The 21,645-nt window shown below is 49.3% G+C and carries 19 protein-coding genes; all 19 read left to right on the top strand.

Translation table 11 applies throughout. The annotated features are described in order from the left end of the window. Nucleotides 1-5: 5 nt before the first annotated feature. The 19 genes from rfaH to MSNKSG1_RS08740 all read left to right on the top strand — a co-directional run bounded on the left by rfaH (nucleotide 6) and on the right by MSNKSG1_RS08740 (nucleotide 21,644). Nucleotides 6-488, top strand: coding sequence for a transcription/translation regulatory transformer protein RfaH (gene rfaH / locus MSNKSG1_RS08830; RefSeq protein ID WP_008938906.1), 483 nt, complete (start codon nucleotides 6-8; stop codon nucleotides 486-488). A gap of 94 nt (nucleotides 489-582) precedes the next feature. Then, the gene (gene cysC, locus MSNKSG1_RS08825) at nucleotides 583-1,182 is read left to right on the top strand and encodes an adenylyl-sulfate kinase (protein WP_008938905.1); all 600 of its coding nucleotides are present in this window, start codon (nucleotides 583-585) and stop codon (nucleotides 1,180-1,182) included. Then, nucleotides 1,182-2,948 carry an SLC13 family permease gene (locus tag MSNKSG1_RS08820; RefSeq protein ID WP_008938904.1) on the top strand — a complete coding sequence of 589 codons (1,767 nt, stop codon included), beginning with the start codon at nucleotides 1,182-1,184 and terminating at the stop codon, nucleotides 2,946-2,948. The genes cysC and MSNKSG1_RS08820 overlap by 1 nt, the downstream gene beginning before the upstream one ends. 194 nt (nucleotides 2,949-3,142) lie before the next feature. Continuing rightward, nucleotides 3,143-4,621, top strand: a complete 1,479-nt coding sequence (locus tag MSNKSG1_RS08815) for a capsule assembly Wzi family protein (protein ID WP_040886732.1) — start codon at nucleotides 3,143-3,145, stop codon at nucleotides 4,619-4,621. 23 nt (nucleotides 4,622-4,644) lie between these two features. Then, entirely contained in the window at nucleotides 4,645-7,191 is a 2,547-nt protein-coding gene (locus tag MSNKSG1_RS08810; RefSeq protein WP_008938902.1) for an SLBB domain-containing protein, read from the top strand. Nucleotides 7,192-7,209: 18 nt separating this feature from the next. Continuing rightward, entirely contained in the window at nucleotides 7,210-8,172 is a 963-nt protein-coding gene (locus MSNKSG1_RS08805; RefSeq protein WP_008938901.1) for a Wzz/FepE/Etk N-terminal domain-containing protein, read from the top strand. 129 nt (nucleotides 8,173-8,301) lie between these two features. Next, nucleotides 8,302-9,060: a Wzz/FepE/Etk N-terminal domain-containing protein gene (locus MSNKSG1_RS08800; RefSeq protein ID WP_008938900.1), complete on the top strand. Its 759-nt coding sequence runs from the start codon at nucleotides 8,302-8,304 to the stop codon at nucleotides 9,058-9,060. A gap of 73 nt (nucleotides 9,061-9,133) precedes the next feature. Next, complete coding sequence (rfbB, locus tag MSNKSG1_RS08795; RefSeq protein ID WP_008938899.1) at nucleotides 9,134-10,186, top strand: dTDP-glucose 4,6-dehydratase; 1,053 nt, start codon at nucleotides 9,134-9,136, stop codon at nucleotides 10,184-10,186. A gap of 88 nt (nucleotides 10,187-10,274) precedes the next feature. Next, complete coding sequence (locus MSNKSG1_RS08790) at nucleotides 10,275-11,306, top strand: TDP-N-acetylfucosamine:lipid II N-acetylfucosaminyltransferase (protein WP_160164270.1); 1,032 nt, start codon at nucleotides 10,275-10,277, stop codon at nucleotides 11,304-11,306. Nucleotide 11,307: 1 nt separating this feature from the next. Beyond that, the gene (locus tag MSNKSG1_RS08785; protein ID WP_008938897.1) at nucleotides 11,308-11,871 is read left to right on the top strand and encodes an acyltransferase; all 564 of its coding nucleotides are present in this window, start codon (nucleotides 11,308-11,310) and stop codon (nucleotides 11,869-11,871) included. Beyond that, the gene (gene rffA, locus MSNKSG1_RS08780; RefSeq protein WP_008938896.1) at nucleotides 11,868-12,998 is read left to right on the top strand and encodes a dTDP-4-amino-4,6-dideoxygalactose transaminase; all 1,131 of its coding nucleotides are present in this window, start codon (nucleotides 11,868-11,870) and stop codon (nucleotides 12,996-12,998) included. Before MSNKSG1_RS08785 ends, rffA begins: the two co-directional genes overlap by 4 nt. A 57-nt stretch (nucleotides 12,999-13,055) precedes the next feature. Continuing rightward, nucleotides 13,056-13,928 carry a glucose-1-phosphate thymidylyltransferase RfbA gene (gene rfbA / locus MSNKSG1_RS08775; RefSeq protein WP_008938895.1) on the top strand — a complete coding sequence of 291 codons (873 nt, stop codon included), beginning with the start codon at nucleotides 13,056-13,058 and terminating at the stop codon, nucleotides 13,926-13,928. Beyond that, complete coding sequence (locus tag MSNKSG1_RS08770; protein WP_008938894.1) at nucleotides 13,925-15,025, top strand: DegT/DnrJ/EryC1/StrS family aminotransferase; 1,101 nt, start codon at nucleotides 13,925-13,927, stop codon at nucleotides 15,023-15,025. Before rfbA ends, MSNKSG1_RS08770 begins: the two co-directional genes overlap by 4 nt. Continuing rightward, nucleotides 15,022-15,711, top strand: a complete 690-nt coding sequence (locus MSNKSG1_RS08765) for a WbqC family protein (protein ID WP_008938893.1) — start codon at nucleotides 15,022-15,024, stop codon at nucleotides 15,709-15,711. Before MSNKSG1_RS08770 ends, MSNKSG1_RS08765 begins: the two co-directional genes overlap by 4 nt. A 91-nt stretch (nucleotides 15,712-15,802) precedes the next feature. Further along, on the top strand, nucleotides 15,803-16,771 hold the full coding sequence (locus MSNKSG1_RS08760) for a sulfotransferase (RefSeq protein ID WP_008938892.1): 969 nt from the start codon (nucleotides 15,803-15,805) through the stop codon (nucleotides 16,769-16,771). 32 nt (nucleotides 16,772-16,803) lie between these two features. Then, the gene (locus tag MSNKSG1_RS08755; protein WP_083871011.1) at nucleotides 16,804-17,778 is read left to right on the top strand and encodes a sulfotransferase family protein; all 975 of its coding nucleotides are present in this window, start codon (nucleotides 16,804-16,806) and stop codon (nucleotides 17,776-17,778) included. A 117-nt stretch (nucleotides 17,779-17,895) separates the two neighbouring features. Beyond that, nucleotides 17,896-19,314 carry a lipopolysaccharide biosynthesis protein gene (locus MSNKSG1_RS08750; RefSeq protein WP_160164269.1) on the top strand — a complete coding sequence of 473 codons (1,419 nt, stop codon included), beginning with the start codon at nucleotides 17,896-17,898 and terminating at the stop codon, nucleotides 19,312-19,314. A gap of 198 nt (nucleotides 19,315-19,512) precedes the next feature. Then, a complete protein-coding gene (locus MSNKSG1_RS18705) occupies nucleotides 19,513-20,397 on the top strand; it encodes a glycosyltransferase family 2 protein (RefSeq protein WP_008938889.1) in 885 nt (294 codons plus the stop codon). Continuing rightward, nucleotides 20,394-21,644, top strand: a complete 1,251-nt coding sequence (locus MSNKSG1_RS08740; protein WP_008938888.1) for a hypothetical protein — start codon at nucleotides 20,394-20,396, stop codon at nucleotides 21,642-21,644. Before MSNKSG1_RS18705 ends, MSNKSG1_RS08740 begins: the two co-directional genes overlap by 4 nt. The last annotated feature ends 1 nt before the right edge of the window (nucleotide 21,645 follow it).

The raw sequence follows: 21,645 nt of genomic DNA, 5'->3' as shown, positions 1-21,645 counted from the left end.
ATTGTATGACTTGGTACGCCTTGCAGCATAGGCCCGGTCAGGGCGATCGGGCTGTTCAGCACCTCCAGAACCAGAACGTTGCGTGCTTTTACCCAAAGGTTGAAGTGGAGCGAATTCGGGGGGGCAGGCGCAAGGTGTGTCTGGAGCCGCTGTTTCCCGGATATCTGTTTGTCAATCTGGAACAGTCGGATCCTGTATGGTCCCGGCTCCGATCTACACGTGGTGTTCTTAGAGTGGTCGGTTTCTCAAACAAGCCTGCTCCCGTCGATGATCAAGTCATTTCTCAGATCAAGGCGGGTCTTGAAGAGATAAAAGGTCTGGGTGGGATCAAGGCCGGGCAGGAAGTGGAGCTAGAGGCAGGGCCGTTCAGGGGGCTTCCGGCTGTGTTTCAGTCTTATGACGGCGAAGAGAGGGCGCTCGTTCTGATTACCTTTATGCAGAAGCAGCAACAGGTGTCTGTGCCTGCAGCATCGCTCAGAGCCCCTTAGGTGCATGTTCTCTGATCTGGCGATGCCTGGACGTACTAATTTATGCTAAATTTCCGCGATTGATAACGTTATAACTGCATGGAAGGAAAAAATTTTGGCGGAAAATATTGTCTGGCATCACCACAAGATCGGTCGCGCAGAACGGTCCCTTAACAAGCAGCAAAGGCCCTGCCTGCTCTGGTTTACGGGCTTGAGTGGTTCCGGAAAATCGACCATAGCGAATGCCCTGGATGTGGCATTGCACCAACGGGGGTATCACACGTTCCTGTTGGATGGGGATAATGTTCGACACGGGCTCTGCAGAGACCTCGGATTTTCGGACGCCGACCGGGTCGAGAACATCCGGCGTATTGGAGAAGTCAGCAAGTTGTTTGCCGATGCTGGGCTTATTGTTCTTAGCGCTTTCATTTCGCCCTTCCGAAGTGACCGACGAATGGTCCGAAACCTCTTTCCGGCTGGCGAATTTATAGAAGTATTCATGGACACGCCCCTGACGGTATGCGAAGCCCGTGACCCCAAGGGGCTTTATGAAAAGGCTCGTTCAGGTGAAATCAAGGATTTTACCGGCATTGACTCCCCGTATGAGGCCCCCGAACGCCCGGAAGTGCGCCTGGATACGTCCGAATGCTCGGTCGACGATTGTGTTGATCAATTGGTCGATTATTTGCTTCAGCAAGGTCTGATCTCGAAGTAATGGGCTGGCAGGCGGTTTTCACGCTACTAACTCTGGTTGCCGTTCTCTCGGCGCTTGCGGTCACCCGAATTTCAGCCGACCTCATCCTGATGGCGGCACTCGCATTGCTGACCATTTTCGGCATTCTGCAGCCTGCACAGGCCCTCGCCGGTTTTGGAAACCCGGGCGTCATCACCATTGCAACGTTGTATATTGTCGCCGCCGGGCTCAAGGAAACCGGAGCAGTCCAATGGATCGCCCGTCGCTTACTGGGTCACCCCCGGAACGAGAAGGGCGCTCAGTTTCGGATGATAGCGCCAACTGGGCTTCTGAGCGCTTTCATGAACAATACCGCGGTTGTGGCCATGTTTATTCCGGCTATCCAGGAGTGGGCGCAAAGGCTTGGTATCTCCGCGTCGAAGCTACTGCTACCTTTGAGTTACGCCGCCATTCTCGGGGGCACCTGTACCCTTATTGGTACCAGTACCAATCTCGTTGTGGATGGTTTGCTTCAGACTCGACTCGGGATTCATCTCGGCTTATTTGATCTGGCCTGGGTCGGCGTGCCTTTGCTGATCGTTGGTGGTTTTTATCTCGTGTTCTGGGGCTCCCGTCTGCTGCCCGATCGCGGTGGTTTCTCGGAAGAGCTGGATCAGGTGCGGGAATACGGCGTTGAGGTCGAAGTGGCCAGCCCCGGACCTTTGGTCGGGAAAACCATCGTTGAGGCGGGTCTGCGTGCACTGAAGTACGGTTATCTGGCCGAAATCGATCGGGCGGGCCGGCTGATTACAGCCGTCGAGCCTGATCGGACGCTTCAACCCGGTGACAAGCTGTATTTCGTGGGTGCTCCGGAATGTGCCAGCGAACTCCGCCGGATTCAGGGGCTCAAACCGGCCAATGGGAGTGTGCATAAGCTTGAGGTGGCCAACCATCAACGTTGCCTGGTTGAGGTGGTGCTCGGGCCGGAATTCCCGGCGCTTGGGAAAACCATTCGTGATAGCCGGTTCCGGACCCGTTTCAATGCCGTCATCCTCTCGGTCTCCCGTGAGGGTAAACGTGTTCCGGGTAAGCTGGGCGACATCACCTTTCGAATGGGGGATACGCTTCTGCTTGAGGCCAGTCATCAGTTCGTAGAGCAGTACCGTTTCCGTCGGGACTTTTTGCTGGTTAGTGCGCTTAACGATTCGACGCCGCCGGATTTCCGCAAGGCTCCGCTTGCCCTGGGTATCCTTGGCGTGATGGTATTCTTGAGCGCAACCGGTCTCTTGCAAATACTGGAAGCCGCCTTTCTCGCTGCCGGAGCAATGATCCTTTTCGGCTGTATCACGGCTAGCAGAGCGCGGCGAAGTATCGACTTACCGGTTCTGGTGATTATCGGGGCCTCGTTCGCTCTGGGAAATGCCATGACAGAAACCGGAGCCGCCCAGTGGCTGGCGGGCCTGCTATTGGGTTTCGGCCCCCTCACGCCATGGTTTTCACTGTTTGTTGTTTACTTGCTGACGGCACTCTTTACCGAAGTGATCACCAATAACGCGGCCGCTGTACTGATGTTTCCGATTGCATTGGCAATTTCCGACCAGCTTGGCGTGAGTCCCCTTCCTTTTGCCGTTGCGGTCATGTTCGCTGCTTCTGCCTCGTTCGTCACACCGTTGGGCTACCAGACCAATCTGATGGTGTATGGGCCAGGGCGTTATCAGTTTGCGGATTATGTGAAGATCGGGCTTCCACTGAGTTTTCTGGTCGGTGCGGTCGCTATTGCTCTGATTCCGTTCATCTGGTCGTTTTGATAAGTGCCTGAGCGTTTTGACAACCTTTGACTGAAAACTCTCCCTAAAGCGTTCGTAAGGCCCCTTCGTAACTTGTATGTCCATCTTGTTGACGTAAAATTGCGGCCTCACTCGAATATCTCTGATCGCCTGACAAGGATCGAGTTGGCGGTAGCTTGCCAAAGTCTCGACCTTGCCTTAACAGTTTGGAATTTATGACCTCAAAACACTGGGCCCTGGTCGGTGGGGCGGTAGCGTGTCTAGCCAGCCTCCAATCGTTTGCTTCTCCATGGCTGGGCACGAGCGATAGCCGAGCGAGGTTTGCCATTCAGAAACTGGCGGATCGTGGCCACCTGAATCGGCCGGTTACGACATGGCCGTTGATGTGGAGCGCTATAGAAAATGGTGCCCGGCGGGACATTGCGACGGACGCCTCGTCGGTTGGTGAGGCAGCGGCCTATTTGCGGTTTGAACAGTCCCAACAGGCCCAGTCCGGGTTTCGGGGCGAATTTCGCATGGGGGTAACGTCGAATGTTCCTGCGTTCCGGGGTTTTGGCGATAGTCGTTCAGAGACAGCCGTTTCTGCAGATCTGCAATGGCAGGGGGATTCCTGGACCATAGGTATCAAGCCGGCCTACGCCGCTGATCCAGACGATGATGAAAACCTGCGACTGGACGGTTCTTATGCAGCTTGGACTACAGGGAACTGGGTTCTAGGCGCCGGAGCGATCGATCGCTGGTGGGGACCTGGCTGGCAGTCCAGCCTCATCCTGTCTGATAACGCCCGCCCCATGCCGTCTGTGTGGTTGAATCGGCGGAACACGTCTGAGTCTGAAACACCCTGGTTGAGTTGGATTGGCCCCTGGCAACTGACACTTATCGCTGGTGAGTATGAGCATGCCCGAGCCGTTCCGAACGCCAAGTTGTTGGGCATGCGGTTGGCGTTAAGGCCCATCGATGGGTTGGATGTCGGCTTTTCCCGCGCCATTATGTTTGGTGGGGAGGGACGACCGGAGGGCGCCTCTACCATCTGGAATGCCCTGATTGGTCGTGATAACGGCCAGCTGGAGGAAAGCGACCCGGGCAATCAGCTTGGCAGCATAGACATACGATATGGCTTTGCGGTTGGCGAGCAATCCATGGGGTTGTATGCACAAATGATGGGGGAGGATGAGGCAGGGGCCTTCCCGGCCCGCAAGTCCTGGCTGTTTGGCGCCGATTGGACCACCCAATGGTTGAATGGCGATCAGCAGTGGTTCCTCGAATATACCAATACCCTGGCAGATGACCTGACAGGCGGCGCCATTCCGAACATAACCTATGACCACGGCCGTTATCGGACGGGCTATCGCTACTATGGCCGAAATATGGCAACGAGCTTCGACGGCGATGCGGAAGCCATAACCTTTGGCGGCTATCACTTTTTCACGGAGGGGAGTCGGTTTAACGCCAAAGTAACCTACGCAAGGCTCAATGAGGATGGTGTCAGCCGGACCGTTGTAGGAGATCAGGATGTGTTCTATACCGTTCCCTCTCGCGACCAGAACTTGGCCATCCTTGATCTTGGATATGGTACTGAGGTTCTTCAGGGATGGCTTAACCTGAGCCTCCAGGCAACGGACAAATCCATCGATTATTTGAGCGGAAAAAAGGAACAGTGGGCCCTTGGGGCTGACTGGACTTACCGTTTCTGACATTCGCACTCAGGAAATACCCAGTGACTCTGAAACATTTATTGCTTCCATTGGCGTTACTTCTGCCCGTTGTGGCATCGGCCCAATCGATAAGCCAGGCACAGATCGAACAATTCAGGCAGCTTCCGGAAGCCCAACAGAAAGCTCTGGCCCGGCAATACGGAATCGATCTCAGTAGCCTTAAATCGGATAACTCGGTTGGGAAGCGCCCGGAGACGGTGAATGTGGTTGACCCGGTCGACCAGAATGAGGACAGTAAAAACACCCGTTCGTCCGACCAGTCCGCGGAAAAGGGAGATCAATCCCGCAATAGCGACGAGCTGAAGCCATACGGCTACGATCTGTTTGCCGGAAGCCCCACAACCTTTGCACCCGTTACCGAAATCCCCGTGCCAGCACGCTATACTCTGGGACCGGGCGATGTCCTCAATATTCAACTGTGGGGTAAGGAAAACCAGTCTCTCCAGTTGCCTGTGAGCCGTGACGGCACCATCAGTTTTCCGCAATCCGGTCCGATGAGTGTGGCAGGGCTGACTTTCGATCAGGCAAGACAGAAAATCCGAAAGCAAGTGTCCGAACAATACATTGGCGTTGAAGTCAGTGTGTCCCTGGGTGAACTGCGAAGTATGCGAGTGTTCGTGCTGGGTGAAGCCCGCAATCCCGGGTCTTATACCGTCAGCTCCCTTGCCACCATGACCAATACGCTTTATGTGGCTGGGGGAATCAAGAAATCGGGCTCGTTACGGCGTGTCCAGCACAAGCGAGACGGCAAGGTAGTAGGAACGCTGGACCTTTATCAGCTGTTGTTGCATGGAGACAACTCTGGAGACGACCGCCTGCAGCCCGGCGACGTCATCTTTATCCCTCCGGTGGGGAAGCGCGTTGGCATTGAGGGTGAAGTCAACCGCCCTGCTTTGTACGAATTGAAAGGAAAGACTTCGATTGCGGACCTGATCGCGCTGGCGGGCGGACTGACTTCCCAGGCTTATCCCGGCCGAATCAATATTGAGCGCACGAACAAAGACTTCCTGAGGATTATTGCAGAAGCGGATTTTACCCGCCCGGAAGGCCGCACGGCACCCGTTCAGGCGGGTGACTTGATCCACGTACCGTCGATTGCGGACGTAACCGGCCAGTATGTGGAAGTCAAAGGTGCGGCAACGCACACGGGCAAGTTTGCGTGGGTGCCCGGGATGCGCGTTAGCTCCTTGATCCGTAATCTTGACAGCGATCTGTTGCCGATAGCCGATAAAAACTATGCGGCGATCGTGCGCACGGATCCTACCAATGACACCATCTCTGTATTGAACCTTCGTCTTCGGAAAGCCTTGGCTAATCCGGGTGGGCCCAAAGATTTGACGTTGTCGGAAAAGGATCGGCTACTCTTCTTCTCGGATGGGGGTAAGGTAGACGTTGCTTCAGAGGGCACTGACCAGGCGACTGTTACCCCCGGACGCTCCGATGAGCCGCAGGAAAATACCCTGCCGGCATATACCCGGTCTGTGCTTTTTGAACCTGTTTTACAGCGCTTGAAAGCTCAGGCAAGCCCGGGGCAACCGCAACAGATTATCAGCATCAGTGGCCCGGTTCGCTATCCTGGCGATTACCCCATGCCTGCGACCCACCGATTGGCAGATGCACTGTTCATTGCCGGTGGATTAAAGGACTCGGCTTCTCTTATGAGGGCAGAAGTTGCTCGCCATACCACGGATGAAAGCGGTGTTGAAAAAACTACCATCTTCACTGTGGACTTGGCAGATGCCATGACGGGTGACTCCGACTTGGCGTTGAGAAGCCGGGATCGCATCCTGATCAAGTCCATCCCGGACTTTGCAAAAACCCGGACGGTGGAACTGAAAGGTGAAGTCCGCTATCCCGGGGTGTATACCTTCCGGGATGGCGAAACTCTCAAAGGTGTGCTCGCGAGAGCAGGAGGGCTTACAGAGAATGCGTTTCCCAAAGGGGCTGTGTTTACCCGGGAAAAGCTCCGCCAGCGGGAAGCTCAACGTCTGCGTGAGGCAGAGCAGCGTTTGAAGGGTGATCTCCTGGGTGTGCAGCTGCGTGGAAAGGATTTCGGAAACCAGGGCCAGAATGCCCAGCAGGCACAAGATCTGCTGGAGGAGGTGCAGAGCAGTCGTCCGGTCGGTCGAATGGTGATCAACCTGCCTGCTATCGTGAATGGCAAAGCAGAGATGCCTATCCGACTCCAGGATGGCGATACGCTAACGGTTCCCAGTATTCCGCAATCCGTTTCGGTCTTTGGGGAAGTCCAGTTTCCGACCAGTCACCTCTATCAACCGGGCCTCACCGTCGACGACTACCTTGAGCGTTCTGGCGGCCCCACCCGACAGGCTGACCCCAGCCGTGTCTATGTGGTCAAAGCCGATGGTTCCGTACTCTTGCCAGAGCGTAGCCACTGGTTCGGCGGCAGCAGTCAGAGACTGGCGCCGGGTGACACCATTATCATGCCGATAGACGTCGATCGCTTGAATCAGCTGGAGCTCTGGACGAACGTGAGCCAGATTGTGTACCAGATGGCTCTTGGTGCTGCAGCCGTTGGCAACCTGTAACAATATAGGCACTTTGTTATGAATCAGGCTGTGCAGAAATTTTCTTGCGCCGAGGACGAAATTGATCTCCGGGCCCTGTTTGCCACCTTGTGGCAGGGCAAATGGCTGATTATTGTAATTACGTTTTTGTGTGCAGCTGCTGGCGTCGGGTACGCGTTGTACAAACCAAATGTTTACACCGCCTCAGCCGTGGTGGCGCCCGCGCAGGATAGCAGCGGTGGAATGCAGATCAGCGGCCAGTTAAGTGGGTTGGCCAGCTTGGCTGGTGTGAATCTCGGGAGTAGCGACACCAACAAAACGGCGATCGCAAAAGAGGTATTGCAGTCCAGGGCATTTTTGACGGACTTTATTCACCGTCATCAGTTGGCCGTGCCTATCATGGCCACTACCGGCTGGAGCGAAAAAACCAAAACCTGGCGCTATAACACAGAGGTATACAACCCCCATGCCGATAAGTGGCTCACGAATGATGAAGGCGAGAGCTTTGAGCCTACCGATTGGGATCTGGTAAAAACATTCCGCCGGCAGCTCAATGTCAGTCAGAACAGTGAAAACGGCATGCTTATTCTGAGCATCACCAGTTATTCACCGATGGCCGCCAGTAACTGGGTTAGCTGGCTGATTCAGGACATCAACGAACACATGCGAGCTCAGGATGTACAGGAATCCCAGGCGCGAATGGATTATCTCGAGAAGAAGCTTCGCGAAACAAGCAACGCTGACATGCAGCGGGTGTTCTATCAACTGATCGAAAAGGAGACCCGCATTATCATGCTCGCCAACGCACAGCCGGAATATATTTTCAGGACGATAGATCCGGCTGTTCCGCCGCAAGATAAAAGTGGTCCCAAACGGGCTCTCATGGCCGTGCTCGCGACCCTGCTTGGAGGCATGTTGGGCGTGTTCGTCGTCTTTGTTCGCGCGTTTATCAAGCGGGAAAATGGCTCTGCGAGCGACGTGGCCCTAACGCAAAGTAACTGAAACCGGCACGGTCTTTCCGTACAATCGTTCAGCTTGGCCTCAGGACATCAGATAAGGTGGATGGGGCGGTAGCGTGGTCGAATGCAAAAAAATACTTATGAAAGACTATAAAAGCAGCAGATAGAACCGATGAATAACCGTCCAATGGATTTATGCCACAACGGCAATGATGAGATCAGCCTGGTCGATCTGACCGTAACCTTCGTCCGACGGAGGCGCATTTTTTACCTTGTCATGCTTGTGTGTACCGTGGCAGGTGTGGGGTACGCCCTGATGGCCGACAACACCTATCGTTACACGAGCCTGATACAGGGTGCCATGGTGGCATCGGATCAGCCTCTCACGGCACCGCCTGCCCTTATGGCCACTCTGGAAACTCGTTGGTTGCCGGAGACGAAAGCCCGCTACGAGTCGGAAAACGGTCGGCTGCCATTCAATGTTGCATTCGAGAACCCGAAAGACACATACCTGGTCAAGATTATTACGGAAGCTGGCGAAAACCATGCTGACCTGGTAAAGCGCATTCATACAACATTGATGGATCAAGTGGCGGAAGATCAGACCAAGGATCTGGACCAGCGACGGAACCGATTGAAAAAGCAGATTGAGTCCACCAGTGACCTGGTCGCATCCCTGAAAAAAGACGGTGTCACCGGTGAGGCACTGGCATCGGCCGTGGATAGAAAATTAAACCTGCAGCTCGAATTGTCGAGCTTTCTGCCGGCGAAATCCTTGGTGATTGCCCGACAGAGTGTTGACCCGACAGGGCCGAGGCGGACGTTGATTGTTGCGTTGTCAGTCATTTTAGGAGGAATGCTTGGCGTGTTTGCTGCGTTTTTTACAGAGTTCCTCGTTGCCGTTCGAACCCAGATGGCTCAAAAAAGCTGAGTGCTCGTGGAGCGCTGCTTCCGTGGTTTTAGTAGGCCGCATCAGTTAACTCTATATTGAAACGGATTGCGTTATGAAGCTGTTAGTAACAGGAGGGGCAGGATTCATCGGTTCTGCAGTTATACGTCATATCATCAGGCACACCCATGATGAAGTGGTGAACCTGGATAAACTGACTTATGCCGGTAACCTTGAAAGCCTCGCCGAGGTTAGTAACAGCGATCGATACTGCTTTGAAAAAGTCGATATCTGCAACCGCACCGAGGTTGATCGTGTTTTAGAACAACATCGGCCAGACGCCATCATGCACCTGGCAGCGGAAAGCCACGTGGATCGGTCAATTGATGGGCCGGCAGCGTTTATCGAAACCAACATTGTGGGTACTTACACGTTGCTTGAAGCAGCCCGCCAATATTGGCAAGGGCTTAGCGAAAGCCGTCGAGCAAATTTCCGCTTTCACCATATCAGTACCGACGAGGTGTATGGGGATCTAGAGGGGCCAGAGGGGCTCTTCACAGAAGAAACCTCCTATGCTCCAAGTAGCCCCTACAGTGCCAGCAAGGCGAGTTCAGATCATCTGGTCCGGGCGTGGCAGCGTACCTATGGCCTGCCTACGCTGGTTACCAACTGCAGCAACAACTACGGTCCGTATCATTTCCCGGAAAAGCTCATTCCCCTGGTAATATTGAATGCCCTTGATGGAAAGCCGTTGCCAATCTATGGGAAGGGCGACCAGATCCGCGACTGGTTGTACGTGGAGGACCACGCAAGAGCTCTGCACAAAGTGGTCACGAATGGCGTGCCCGGTGAGACATATAATATTGGCGGGCACAACGAAAAGCAGAATATCGATGTTGTACTGATCATCTGCGATATCCTCCAGGAATTGCGACCCAGTACCATGATCTACCGGGACCTGATTACCCACGTTGAAGACCGCCCCGGCCACGATCACCGATACGCCATTGATGCCAAGAAAATCAAGGAAGAGCTTGGCTGGACACCAGAGGAAACCTTCGAGACGGGTATTCGCAAAACCATTGAGTGGTATCTTGCTAATCTTGAGTGGTGCAAGCGGGTTCAGGATGGAAGTTACCAACGAGAGCGCTTGGGAATCTCTCTATGAAAAGCTTCGACTCGCATAAAGTAGACATGAAAGCGGTTTGCTCTTCTTTCTCGCCAGGTCGTATCAATTGATTTTTCACGTCGCTAATGTGGATAAGTTTATCCCGCCCTACATTGATTTCATTTGTCGGAACTTTGACCAGTCTGAACATAAGTTCTGGTTGAGTGGTAGCGCCAGGAAAAATTACTCGATAGTACCGAACAGGAATATATATGTAGCAAATCGAAAAGGTCTTGGTTCCTTAAAGGCATATTGGCGTCTTTTGGTTGGAATGCATAAGGCCGATAAGATCATACTTCATGCGCTTTTTATGTCGCGTGTCATATTTTTCCTGTTTTGCTGCCCTTGGTTACTTCCGAAATGCTATTGGTTAATTTGGGGGAGCGATCTCTACCAATACAATAAGCGTGAAAGAGGCCTGAGCAGCCGTCGAAAAGAGTTCTATCGGCGGTTTGTAATAAATCGAATCGGCCATCTTGTGACCTACATAAACGGTGATATTGAACTTGCGAGAAAATGGTACGGTGCCAAAGGCCAGTATCATGAATGCTTGATGTACCTCAGCAACATCGTTGACCCGGAGATGATTTCTGGTAGTGGCTCCCGGAACAATGGCGGCACGCTAAAGATTCTTGTGGGCAATTCGTCAGACCCTAGCAACAATCATGAAGAGGTTTTCGAAAAGCTACTCCCATACAAAAACGATGATATCGCTATTTATGTGCCGCTTTCCTATGGAAATAAGGTGAATGCGAACAAGATTGCGGACCTCGGAAAGCGTTGGTTCGGCGATAAGTTTATCCCTATGGTTGAGTTCATGCCCTATCAGGATTATTTGGACTTTCTCCGCGATATCGATATTGCAGTTTTCAATCACAAACGGCAGCAAGCGATGGGGAATACCATTTCGCTGTTGGGGCTTGGTAAAACCGTGTTTATAAGAAGTGACGTCAGCCAGTGGCAATTCCTGACCGGCATGGGCCTTAAAGTCGGTAAGTTTGAAAATTTAAACCTTGAGCGTATGTCGGAAGCGGATTTGAGTAGAAACGCTCACATCGTCCGTTCCAATTTTTCGGAAAGCATTTTAGTCAGACAATGGTCTGCCATTTTCGGAGACTGATATGGCGTACCTTTCAAACGATATTGTAAAGTCCATGGGCTTTCGGTCTCTTGGGGAAAACGTCAGGATCAGCGACAAAGCCTGCATCTATAACGCTGACCAGATTGAAATCGGCGATAACTCCCGCATCGATGACTTTTGTGTGATCTCCGGAAGGGTGAAGATCGGTCGGTTTTGTCATATTACCCCCATGTGCCTGATTGCAGGCGGTGAGCCCGGCGTCTTCCTGTCTGATTTCTGTACCCTGGCCTACGGAGTGAAAGTCTTTTCCCAATCGGATGATTACAGTGGAGAGACGTTGACTAACTCCCTTATTCCAAAGAAGTTCAAGAACGAATATTTCGCCGAAGTCCGGCTTGGGAAACACGTTATCGTTGGCGCCGGTTCAACCGTTTTCCCGGGCGTTTCGGTTGAAGAAGGGTGTTCAGTAGGGGCGATGAGCTTAGTAACCGCAAGCACCGAGCCGTGGGGGATCTACGTTGGAGTGCCTGTCCGGAGGATAGGAGACCGAAAAAAGAATCTTCTGAAGCTGGAAAAAACTTTCCTCAGGGAACAGAGCGAATGATACCTTTTAATAAGCCTCCTCACACGGGTTTAGAGGATGCCTATGTTCGGGAAGTGCTGGCCGGCGAGAAAATGTCTGGCGATGGTCCATTTGGCCAAAAATGTCAGGAGTGGTTCGAGCAATCTCTTCCCGCCAAGAAGGCCCTTTTGACGCCATCCTGTACAGCGGCCCTCGAGATGGCCGCGTTCCTGATCGATATTCGTCCGGGCGACGAAGTGATCATGCCTAGCTATACGTTCGTCAGCACGGCTAATGCGTTTGTGGTGCGCGGCGCGAGGATTGTGTTCGTTGATATCAGGCCTGACACGCTGAATATCGACGAACAATTGATCGAAACGGCGATCACGGATAAAACCCGGGCTATCGTACCGGTCCACTATGCTGGCGTAAGTTGCGAAATGAGTTCCATCATGGACATCGCTCGGCGGCATGATCTGTTTGTAGTTGAAGATGCTGCTCAGGGGATGATGAGTTCCTACAAGGGCCAGGCACTCGGAACCATTGGTCACCTCGGTGCATTCAGCTTCCACGAGACCAAGAACTATACCAGTGGTGGAGAAGGTGGCCTGCTGATCATCAACGATGCTCGGTTCGCGGAACGCGCAGAGATCATTCGTGAAAAAGGCACTAACCGTAGTCAGTTTTTCCGGGGAATGGTCGACAAGTATCAATGGGTGGATGTAGGCAGCAGCTATTTGCCCTGTGAGCTTCAGGCAGCTTATTTGTGGGGGCAATTGGAGGCGGCTGATGATATTAATCACTCTCGCCTTGCAGCCTGGAGTTGGTACTACGAAAATCTTCTCCCCCTGGAAAAGGCGGGCAAAATTGAACTACCGTCTATCCCCGATGGGTGTGAACACAATGCGCATATGTTTTACATCAAAACGGCGGGGCTGGAAGAGCGGACTGCGCTTTTGGACCATTTGAAAGCTGACGATATTCTCGCAGTGTTTCACTATGTGCCGTTGCACACTGCGAGTGCAGGGCAGCGTTTTGCGCGTTTCGAAGGCCAGGACCTCTATACGACCCAAGAGAGTGAACGGCTTGTAAGGGTGCCGCTTTGGTACGGAATCACCCCGTCGGAGCAGTCTCGTGTCCTTGAATCGATTACCGACTTCTACAGATAGACAGACACGACAAGTCCGAATAGCAGTGAAAGATATGATCATTAAAGGATTGGCAGCATGAAAGGCATCATTCTGGCGGGTGGCTCTGGTACCCGTCTATATCCCATTACGTTGGGCACGTCTAAACAACTGCTACCCGTTTACGATAAACCGATGATCTATTACCCGCTGTCGGTATTGATGCTGGCGGGCATTCGCGAAATCCTCATCATCACTACGCCGGAAGACCAGGCGGGGTTTAAGCGTGCATTGGGAAACGGTGAACAATTTGGTGTCAATCTCAGTTATGAAGTTCAGCCAAGCCCGGACGGTTTGGCCCAAGCCTTCATCATTGGGGAAACGTTTATTGGCAATAGCAGTGTCTGTCTGGTACTGGGCGATAACATCTTCTATGGGCAGGGGTTTACGCCAAAGCTGAAGCAGGCAGCACGGCGTGCGGAAGGTGCCACAGTGTTTGGTTATCAGGTAAAGGATCCTGAACGCTTTGGAGTCGTGGAGTTCGACGAGAACAAACGAGCCGTCTCCATTGAAGAAAAACCGGAGCGGCCTAAATCGCATTATGCAGTGACGGGACTCTATTTTTACGACAACTCCGTGGTGGATATAGCAAAACGAGTCAGGCCCAGTCACCGGGGTGAACTCGAAATCACCGATGTGAACCGGGCCTATCTGGAGCAGGGGAATTTATGCGTGGAGTTGCTGGGCCGTGGTTTTGCATGGCTCGACACCGGCACACACGAAAGCCTGCTTGAGGCGGCGCAGTTCGTTGAAACGATCGAAAAGCGCCAAGGCTATAAAATCGCATGCCTCGAAGAAATCGCCTTCAACCAGGGGTGGCTTGGTAAAGACCAGCTTGCAGCACAGGCCAACAGGTTGAAAAAAAACGGCTATGGAGACTATCTTCTCGACATATTGGCAGATACCGAATGATTCCCGTCACCAAACCCTATCTCCCAAGCCGGGAAAATCTTGAAAAATATATCGATGGCATCTATGAACGCCAGTGGCTAACCAACAACGGCCAGCTGGTACAAGAGCTTACCCAGCGGTTGGAAGATTACCTGGGCGTTGAAAACCTCTTGCTCGTCGCGAACGGTACCCTTGCTCTGCAAGTTGCCTACCGAGCCCTCGGCGTGAGCGATGCAAATCCAGCCAAACGGCCGGAGGCCATCACCACTCCGTTTACCTTCATCGCCACCGCCAGCGCCCTCAAATGGGACGGAGTGCAGCCGGTATTCGCGGACATCGACCCGAACACATGGTGCCTCAACCCGGCCAATATCGAGGCGGCTATCACCCCGAATACCCGTGCCATAGTCCCGGTACACGTGTTCGGTAATGCCTGCGACGTGGAAGCCATTGATGCTGTTGCCCAGCAGCACAACCTCAAAGTCATATACGATGCCTCACACGCGTTTGGTGTGAACTATCAAGGAGAAAGCCTGCTCAAACACGGTGACGCCGCCACTCTTAGCTTTCACGCGACCAAGCTGTTCCACACTGGGGAGGGTGGGGCGATTGTGTTTAAACGCAAGCAAGATCTGCTGAGAGCTCAAAAAATGATCAGTTTCGGTATTGCGGGGCCGGAAACTATCGAAGAAGTTGGAATCAACGCAAAGATGAGTGAATTACAGGCAGCGATGGGACTGTGTGTGCTTGATGAAATGGAAGACAATCTCAAAGCACGGGCACAGGTCTGGCGCAGGTATGAACATGGACTAAATCCAAGTCTCCTTCAGCAAGCAAAGCGAGAAACACTTGTTTACAACTATGCGTATTTCCCCGTTGTGTTTCAAGCCCAAGAACAGACAGTGCGTGTGGCTGCCAGGCTCAAGGAAAATGGCATAATGGCCCGAAGGTATTTTTATCCTTCGCTGGAATCTGTGGAGTGCCTCAATGCTCCGGCGAACCAACCTGTTTCGAGCGATATCGCCAGTAGGATTTTATGCCTTCCTATCTTTGATCAGCTGGCCGAGTCAGATCAGAACAAAATCATTGATTTGATTGAGGTGGAGACCGAACAATGAAACTTGCGGTTATGCAGCCTTATCTGTTTCCATATATCGGCTACTTTCAGCTCATTCATGCCTCAGATTTATTCCTCATATATGATGACGTTGCTTATATCACACGTGGCTACATTAATAGAAACAGTATGTTATCCCGAAATGGAAAAGTACGATTCACGGTTCCTGTACCGGGTGCGTCTCAAAATAAACTCATTTGTGATTTAGAGTTTTCAGAAAATATAGTGAAGGTGCTGAAGACTGTCGAACATAGTTACGCAAAGGCGCCCTATTTTGAGGTCGTCTTCCCACTAATACGTCAAATCCTTGAGCATGACGATCGGTCTATTGCATCGATCTGCATGAAAAGCTATGAGGCAATTTTTTCTTACCTCGGACTTGAAAAACAGTTTGAGAGGACCAGCAAACTTGATTATGACAGATCTGCAGTAGCAAAAGATCGATTGATCGCCTTATGTCATAAATTTGAGGCCGACTGTTACATAAACTCTCCCGGGGGCAGAGAGCTCTATTCCAGACCTGAGTTTTCTGACAGTGGAATTGAGCTTAGATTTATTCAATCATTGCCCGTCGAATATCGCCAACAGACTGCAGGATTCGTTCCTAATCTTTCGATTATCGATATATTAATGAATTGCTCGCCGGAAAAAGTGATCCAATTATTGGATCAATATGAGTTGGACTAGGGGGGGGAGCCTATGCCTTGCTTTCAATTTTGCATCTTTGAATTTTCAATTTATGGATAATCAAGAAAATCGATCCAAGCAGTTTAGTCGAGTGTCTGACCTGGAAGTGTTACTCAAAGAGTTAAACGCTAATCTTTCCAGTGCGAATGAAAAATATCTTGAAGATTCATCGGAAAAATACTCGAAGATATTTGTAGTCGGCCCTTTACGTTCGGGCACCACGCTATTTACTCAATGGCTCGCATCAACAGGTTTGGTCGCTTACCCCACCAATCTCCTGTCTCGTTTTTTTGGGGCACCTCTGGTTGGCGCCAAAATCCAACAGTTGTTGACCGATCCACGTTACAACTTTCGTGACGAAATTCTCGACTTCAATTCCGACATTACATTCAGCTCGGATAATGGAAAAACGAAAGGCGCCGTGGCACCAAACGAATTTTGGTACTTTTGGCGCCGCTTTCTACCCTTCACGGACCTAGACTATTTGCCTGGTCCGGAGCTCCGGCAAGCAGCAAATCTCCCGAAACTTCGGGATGAACTAAACGGCTTGGCTAACATTTTTGAAAAGCCATTTGCCTTGAAGGCCATGATTATGAATCAGAATATCCCCGAACTGGCGGAACATTTTGAAAAGGCCTTATTCGTGTGGATCAGGAGGGACCCGATTTTTAATATCCAGTCAGCATTGGAGGCTCGAAAACGCCAGTATGGTGATATCCACACTTGGTATTCCTTCAAAATAAGGGAATACGAAGAGCTGAAAAAACTTGATCCGCTTGATTCGGTTGCGGGCCAGATTGCTGCGATAAACCGTTCCCTGGAGCAGAGCTTCGCTGAATTACCGGCCAGCCGGAAGCTGGTAGTTCAGTATGAAGACTTTTGTCAGCGCCCGAACCATTATTATGATGGCCTTGTCTCTCGCCTGGTTGAGCAGGATGGAATTAGCGGTTCGGGTGTGCCTGATTATCCAGGTGAAGGCAGTTTCTCCAATACGAATACTTGGAGATTGGAGGAGTATAGCTTTGATCAAGCAGTCTTAGCCTACAAACGTTTCACGTAAGTGTCTAATGCAGATCTAATAAAGGGCGGTATATGTCGTTGTTCTTTTTGATGTGTTCAGAACGATCTGGAAGTAATTTCATCGCTAAATTATTAAATGGCCACCGAAATATTTGTGGTCCTTCCACTAAACACATTATTAATCCAGTTGCTCGCAACCTTTTTAGATATGGTGATCTTTCAGATAGAGGTAATTGGGAGGAATTGTTACGGGATATTCATCGCCTGATTTCTGTTGAATTTTCTATTTGGAAGAAAGATTTCTCTTATGAAGAACTGAAGAATCTTGCGGTCCCTGGAGATATCAAGTCGCTAATCCAGAATATCTTCCTAGAAGAAGCTTTTGAAAATGGAAAACAGCATGTCTTCATCAAGGAAAATCATGTCTACGAATTTCTTCCATTTTTGATGAGCTACTTTCCGGAGTCTAAGTTTGTTTATCAAACTCGTGATCCAAGGGACATGGCTCTTTCATGGAAACGAAACTCAGGTCATCCCGGTGGTGTCGTGAGAGCCGCTCGTCAATGGAAGTTAGATCAACAACAAAGCTTGAAAAATTACCATCTGTTAGAACATCAAGGTAAGGCCCATTTTGTCCGATATGAGGACCTTACTCAAAATAGTGAAGTCGAGATTAGAAAAATTCTGGATTTCCTTGGAGTTCCCTTTGATTCTGAAATTTTTGAATTTCATAATGATGAAATGACCAAGAAAAATGCAGGTATGCAGAACGCATGGAGTAATATTTCTAAGGGAATTATTTCGAATAATAGTAAAAAGTACCTTAAAGACCTTACTGAAAGTGAAATTAAGGTGGTTGAGAAGATCTGTTGGTATGAGATGAAACATTTGGGCTATCAAACAGAGTTTTCCTATGATGCTCTTACCTCGATTTCGGAAGATTGGATGGATGAGATGGATCAGAAAGAGTATTCGGAGTTGGAGTTGGACCGCTCTGAGGGAGTCAGGGCGAATATGGCGGCAAAGTCGAGGTTTTATCAACGTTAGCTTGTCCCATACATGTCAACCTTTTCGGTTAGCCAACTGAAAATCGGTGTTTTTCATTTTAAAAAATTCATGGCTTTCTAATTAGTGCATAGAATAAACCAAAAAATCCGTAGTGGTGTGCTTTGGAACCTAGGTGGCATTTTTTTAACAAGAGGTGCCACCACCCTATTCACACTGTTTCTCGCTCGTTTATTGGCTCCGGAAGCATTCGGCCTGATCGCGATGGCAACAGTGGTGTTCGAATTTGCGAATGTATTTATAAACTCTGGGCTCGGCCAGGCGTTGATTCGCAGTAAGCGGGTCTCAGATGCGGATCTCAACACCGTTTTCTATACTAACCTCCTTCTGAGTATTGTCGCTTATACAGTTATATTTATCTGCGCGCCTTATATTGCTGATTTCTATAACCATGAACAGCTCACGGGTTTGGTTCGGGTGATGGCGCTGATTGTATTAATAAACGCAACGAAAGTGGTTCAGACGGCTGTGTTAAGCCGAAGAATGGACTTTAAATCCCAGATGCAGGCCAACAGCATCGCTGCACTGGGATCTGGTATGTTGGCAGTAGTTGCAGCACATTTGGGTTGGGCCGAATGGAGCCTCGTTGTTATGATGCTGGGCCAAGCTTTTATAGCATCATTTGTTATGTGGTTTTTAAGCAGTTGGAGGCCCGGGATAGCTTTCAGTACTGAATCATTTAATCGGCTATTTAAGTTTGGTCGAAATCTTCTTGCGGAGGGTATAATTGAAGTAGCCTTTCAAAATTCCTACGTTTTGGTCATTGGTCGGCTTTTTAGTGCGGAAATTACGGGCCTTTATTTCTTCGCAAGAAAAATCAGTTACCTGATTTCTCAGCAGCTTACCGGGGCGGTGCAGCAAGCTACTTTTCCTGCCATGGCAACGCTCCAAGATAAAAACCAAGTATTACTCCTTAAATATCGGCAAATAATGCAGCTGATGATGTTTTTGATTGCGCCAATTATGGCGCTGCTCGCTGGATTAGCATCTCCGTTATTCATATTGTTATTTGATGATCGTTGGATAGCTGCGGTACCATATTTGCAGGTGCTTTGTATAGTCGGAGCATTAATACCGTTGCATGCTTTAAATGTAAATCTGCTGAATGTAAAAGGGCGATCAGATCTGGTTTTAAAAGTCGGGATAATCAAAAAAACAGTCAATTTGAGCCTGTTATTTTTGGCAGTACCTTTTGGTGTGATTGGGATTGCTTTTAGCCAAGTCATAGGCTCGATACTAGCGCTTGTTCCCAACACCTATTTTTCAGCCCGACTGGTTGGTTACCCTTTGGGTGCACAGCTAAAAGATGTTTTAAAGCCTTTTTTGGCCGCCGGCTTGGCAGCTGGTGTAGCTTGGTTGATTGCGGGGAATTCAGTGAATGTGACTGTTGGTCGTTTTTTGGTTGCAGGGGGCGCTGGCGTTATAGTCTATCTTTCGGTAAGCATCTTTATTCGGGCTGAGGGAGCACTTTTGTGCTTACGCAAGGGGCGCAGCAAGCTCATCAAAATCCTAAACTAAAAATAATTTAAGACTATTGGTTGTCTCATTCGTGCTCTCGCTCAATCCATCAGAGGATTGAGCCTAAATATGTGATCAGCATAATGATTATCTTGAGATTATCCCCTTTAAAAACCTGTCAAAAGATCTGCCAAGGTCTTACTAAATGGCATAGGATTTCAGTGTGGAAAAGTCTGCCTAAAAATGAGATCGGGCCTTATGAGTACGTTTAAATTATCTGAGTTTCGGTCAATGATTGTTCCAGACGAGAGCGAGATAATGCGAAACTGGGATAATGAATCGGAGAGCCCTTTAGTTAGTGTGGTATGTACTACCTACAACCATGAACGCTATATCGATGATGCCATTAAGGGATTCCTGCTGCAGAAGACGACATTTCCTTTTGAGATTATCATACATGATGATTGCTCTTCTGATGGTACACTTGCGATATTATTGAGATATAAAGAAAAATTTCCAAATATTATAAAGTTAGTTGTCCAGTCTGAAAATCAGCGTTCTAAAGGCATTCGTCCTATTCCAAATGCATGCGCTACCGCGACTGGTGAGTTTATTGCCATCTGCGAAGGTGATGATTTTTGGATTGATTCAGATAAGCTGCAGCGGCAGGCTAATATTTTGATAAAGAATTCTGATGTCTCGTTGTGTGTTCATAATTGTTATAGAATGAACTCAAAAACCGGGGAGATCGAGCTATTTAATAAAGTAGATCTGCCCGAATTTATTACCTCCAGAGACATTATATTGAAGAGCTGGTTCTCCCCAACAGGGAGTTTCTTTCTCAGGCGATCTGTGATGATAAATGTCCCTCTAGATTATGCAGACGGCGCAAATGGTGATATGTTAATTTTATTTGAGGCTTCTTTGGCAGGGGCTGTTTTTTATGACTCTGCTGCAAGGTCTGTTTATCGGTATCTTTCAGTGAGTAGCCATTCATCGGTCAGTTCCTATTCGGGTTTGATTAATAAGAAAATGAATTTTTATAGATATGCAGTAAATCGTGACGGATCTCTAATTGTATGGGTTTTTCTTAAAATAATTTATTATAAAGTAATGTTGATGATTAAAGGCGGGCGTCGATGACGGCTGATCGAAACCCTTCAAATAGTTTAGGTTTCCTGTTTTGGGTAGTTTTGTTTTATGTTTTTCTGTTTCAACCTCCCGTCTTTTCAAAGATTAGTTATTTATTGGTTCAGTGTCTTTTTGTAGTGGGTTTAGTGCCTCTTTGCTCACGGAGGTATTTTAGATTTCTAGTTGCATTTAGATGGGAGTTGGCGCTTGTATTGATCGTTGTTTTTTATGCAATATTCCGGGATCTTATGACCGGCAATATTGTTTATTCAGACAGATTCCTAGGCTGGTTTTTTCAAGCGTTTGTCGTGTCGGGTTTATTGCTTGTTTTTTACGCATCGCGTTTCCAGAACGGTCGAAGCATAGAATATTTCGCAGACGAAATCTATGTTTCGGTACTTTTGGCAGCGGTACTAACGTTAATTTTATACTTTGTCCCGGAATTCGACTCTTTTTATAAATCAATTCAGCTAGATGGTTATTATGATATATATTCTGATTTTGAGAAAAGGTACAGAGCCTTTGGGGTGGCTGAAAATCTAACGTTTACATATTCCGTGGTTTTAGGTATTTGCGCAGGCTACAGTTTATTTTTAGCTAAGCGGTCTTGGTTTTATGTGATTTTGGTTCCAGTTTTTTTGTTCGGCGTTCTTGTGAACGCTAGGATTGGATTCTTAGGTTTGGTGTTTTTTGTTTTATACACTCTGGCTTTCGGAAGTAGTAAGATTAAGCTTTTTTTGTTTACATCTATATCGATATCTATGGCGTGGCTCTTAGTTTTTTCTGGCAACTTTGTTGAGGAAAACGCATGGCGGTTCGGCTTTTTTCTGGATCTCGCCGACTTTCTAGTTAACGGATTGGCTGGAAATAATATAATTGCTGCTCTTATTAATGATCACGTCATTATACCTAATAACGGCTTCGAGGTGATGTTCGGGTCAGGGACCTCTGTTTATACCGGTGGAGTCGGCCCGCATAGCGATATTGGCTATATCATTCAGCTTAACTATGGAGGCATTTGTCTCATATTCCTGCTAGGGTTGATGGTTGCATTTATGACATTGAGACTTTTTAGTGTGCTCGGTTATAGGCACTGGTACTCCTGGTTTTTTCCATTTTCGATTTTTGCATTGAATTTTAAGGGGTTTATTTTTGCGATGACTCCTGGTGGTCGGTTTCTTGTGCTCCTCTATGTTTTCTTTATATTTAGAACGTTGTTCAAAGAAAGGCAGAAAAGAATATATCGAACATATGAATGAT

Source organism: Marinobacter santoriniensis NKSG1 (assembly GCF_000347775.1).
In the GTDB taxonomy this organism is placed as follows: domain Bacteria; phylum Pseudomonadota; class Gammaproteobacteria; order Pseudomonadales; family Oleiphilaceae; genus Marinobacter; species Marinobacter santoriniensis.
This window is presented reverse-complemented; position numbering and strand designations above follow the sequence as displayed.

Coding starts and splice junctions, on each gene's coding strand:
- rfaH (WP_008938906.1), top strand. CDS start 6: ATGACTTGGTACGCCTTGCAGCATAGGCCCGGTCAGGGCGATCGGGCT.
- MSNKSG1_RS08820 (WP_008938904.1), top strand. CDS start 1,182: ATGGGCTGGCAGGCGGTTTTCACGCTACTAACTCTGGTTGCCGTTCTC.
- MSNKSG1_RS08815 (WP_040886732.1), top strand. CDS start 3,143: ATGACCTCAAAACACTGGGCCCTGGTCGGTGGGGCGGTAGCGTGTCTA.
- MSNKSG1_RS08805 (WP_008938901.1), top strand. CDS start 7,210: ATGAATCAGGCTGTGCAGAAATTTTCTTGCGCCGAGGACGAAATTGAT.
- MSNKSG1_RS08800 (WP_008938900.1), top strand. CDS start 8,302: ATGAATAACCGTCCAATGGATTTATGCCACAACGGCAATGATGAGATC.
- rfbB (WP_008938899.1), top strand. CDS start 9,134: ATGAAGCTGTTAGTAACAGGAGGGGCAGGATTCATCGGTTCTGCAGTT.
- MSNKSG1_RS08785 (WP_008938897.1), top strand. CDS start 11,308: ATGGCGTACCTTTCAAACGATATTGTAAAGTCCATGGGCTTTCGGTCT.
- rffA (WP_008938896.1), top strand. CDS start 11,868: ATGATACCTTTTAATAAGCCTCCTCACACGGGTTTAGAGGATGCCTAT.
- rfbA (WP_008938895.1), top strand. CDS start 13,056: ATGAAAGGCATCATTCTGGCGGGTGGCTCTGGTACCCGTCTATATCCC.
- MSNKSG1_RS08770 (WP_008938894.1), top strand. CDS start 13,925: ATGATTCCCGTCACCAAACCCTATCTCCCAAGCCGGGAAAATCTTGAA.
- MSNKSG1_RS08765 (WP_008938893.1), top strand. CDS start 15,022: ATGAAACTTGCGGTTATGCAGCCTTATCTGTTTCCATATATCGGCTAC.
- MSNKSG1_RS08755 (WP_083871011.1), top strand. CDS start 16,804: ATGTCGTTGTTCTTTTTGATGTGTTCAGAACGATCTGGAAGTAATTTC.
- MSNKSG1_RS18705 (WP_008938889.1), top strand. CDS start 19,513: ATGAGTACGTTTAAATTATCTGAGTTTCGGTCAATGATTGTTCCAGAC.
- MSNKSG1_RS08740 (WP_008938888.1), top strand. CDS start 20,394: ATGACGGCTGATCGAAACCCTTCAAATAGTTTAGGTTTCCTGTTTTGG.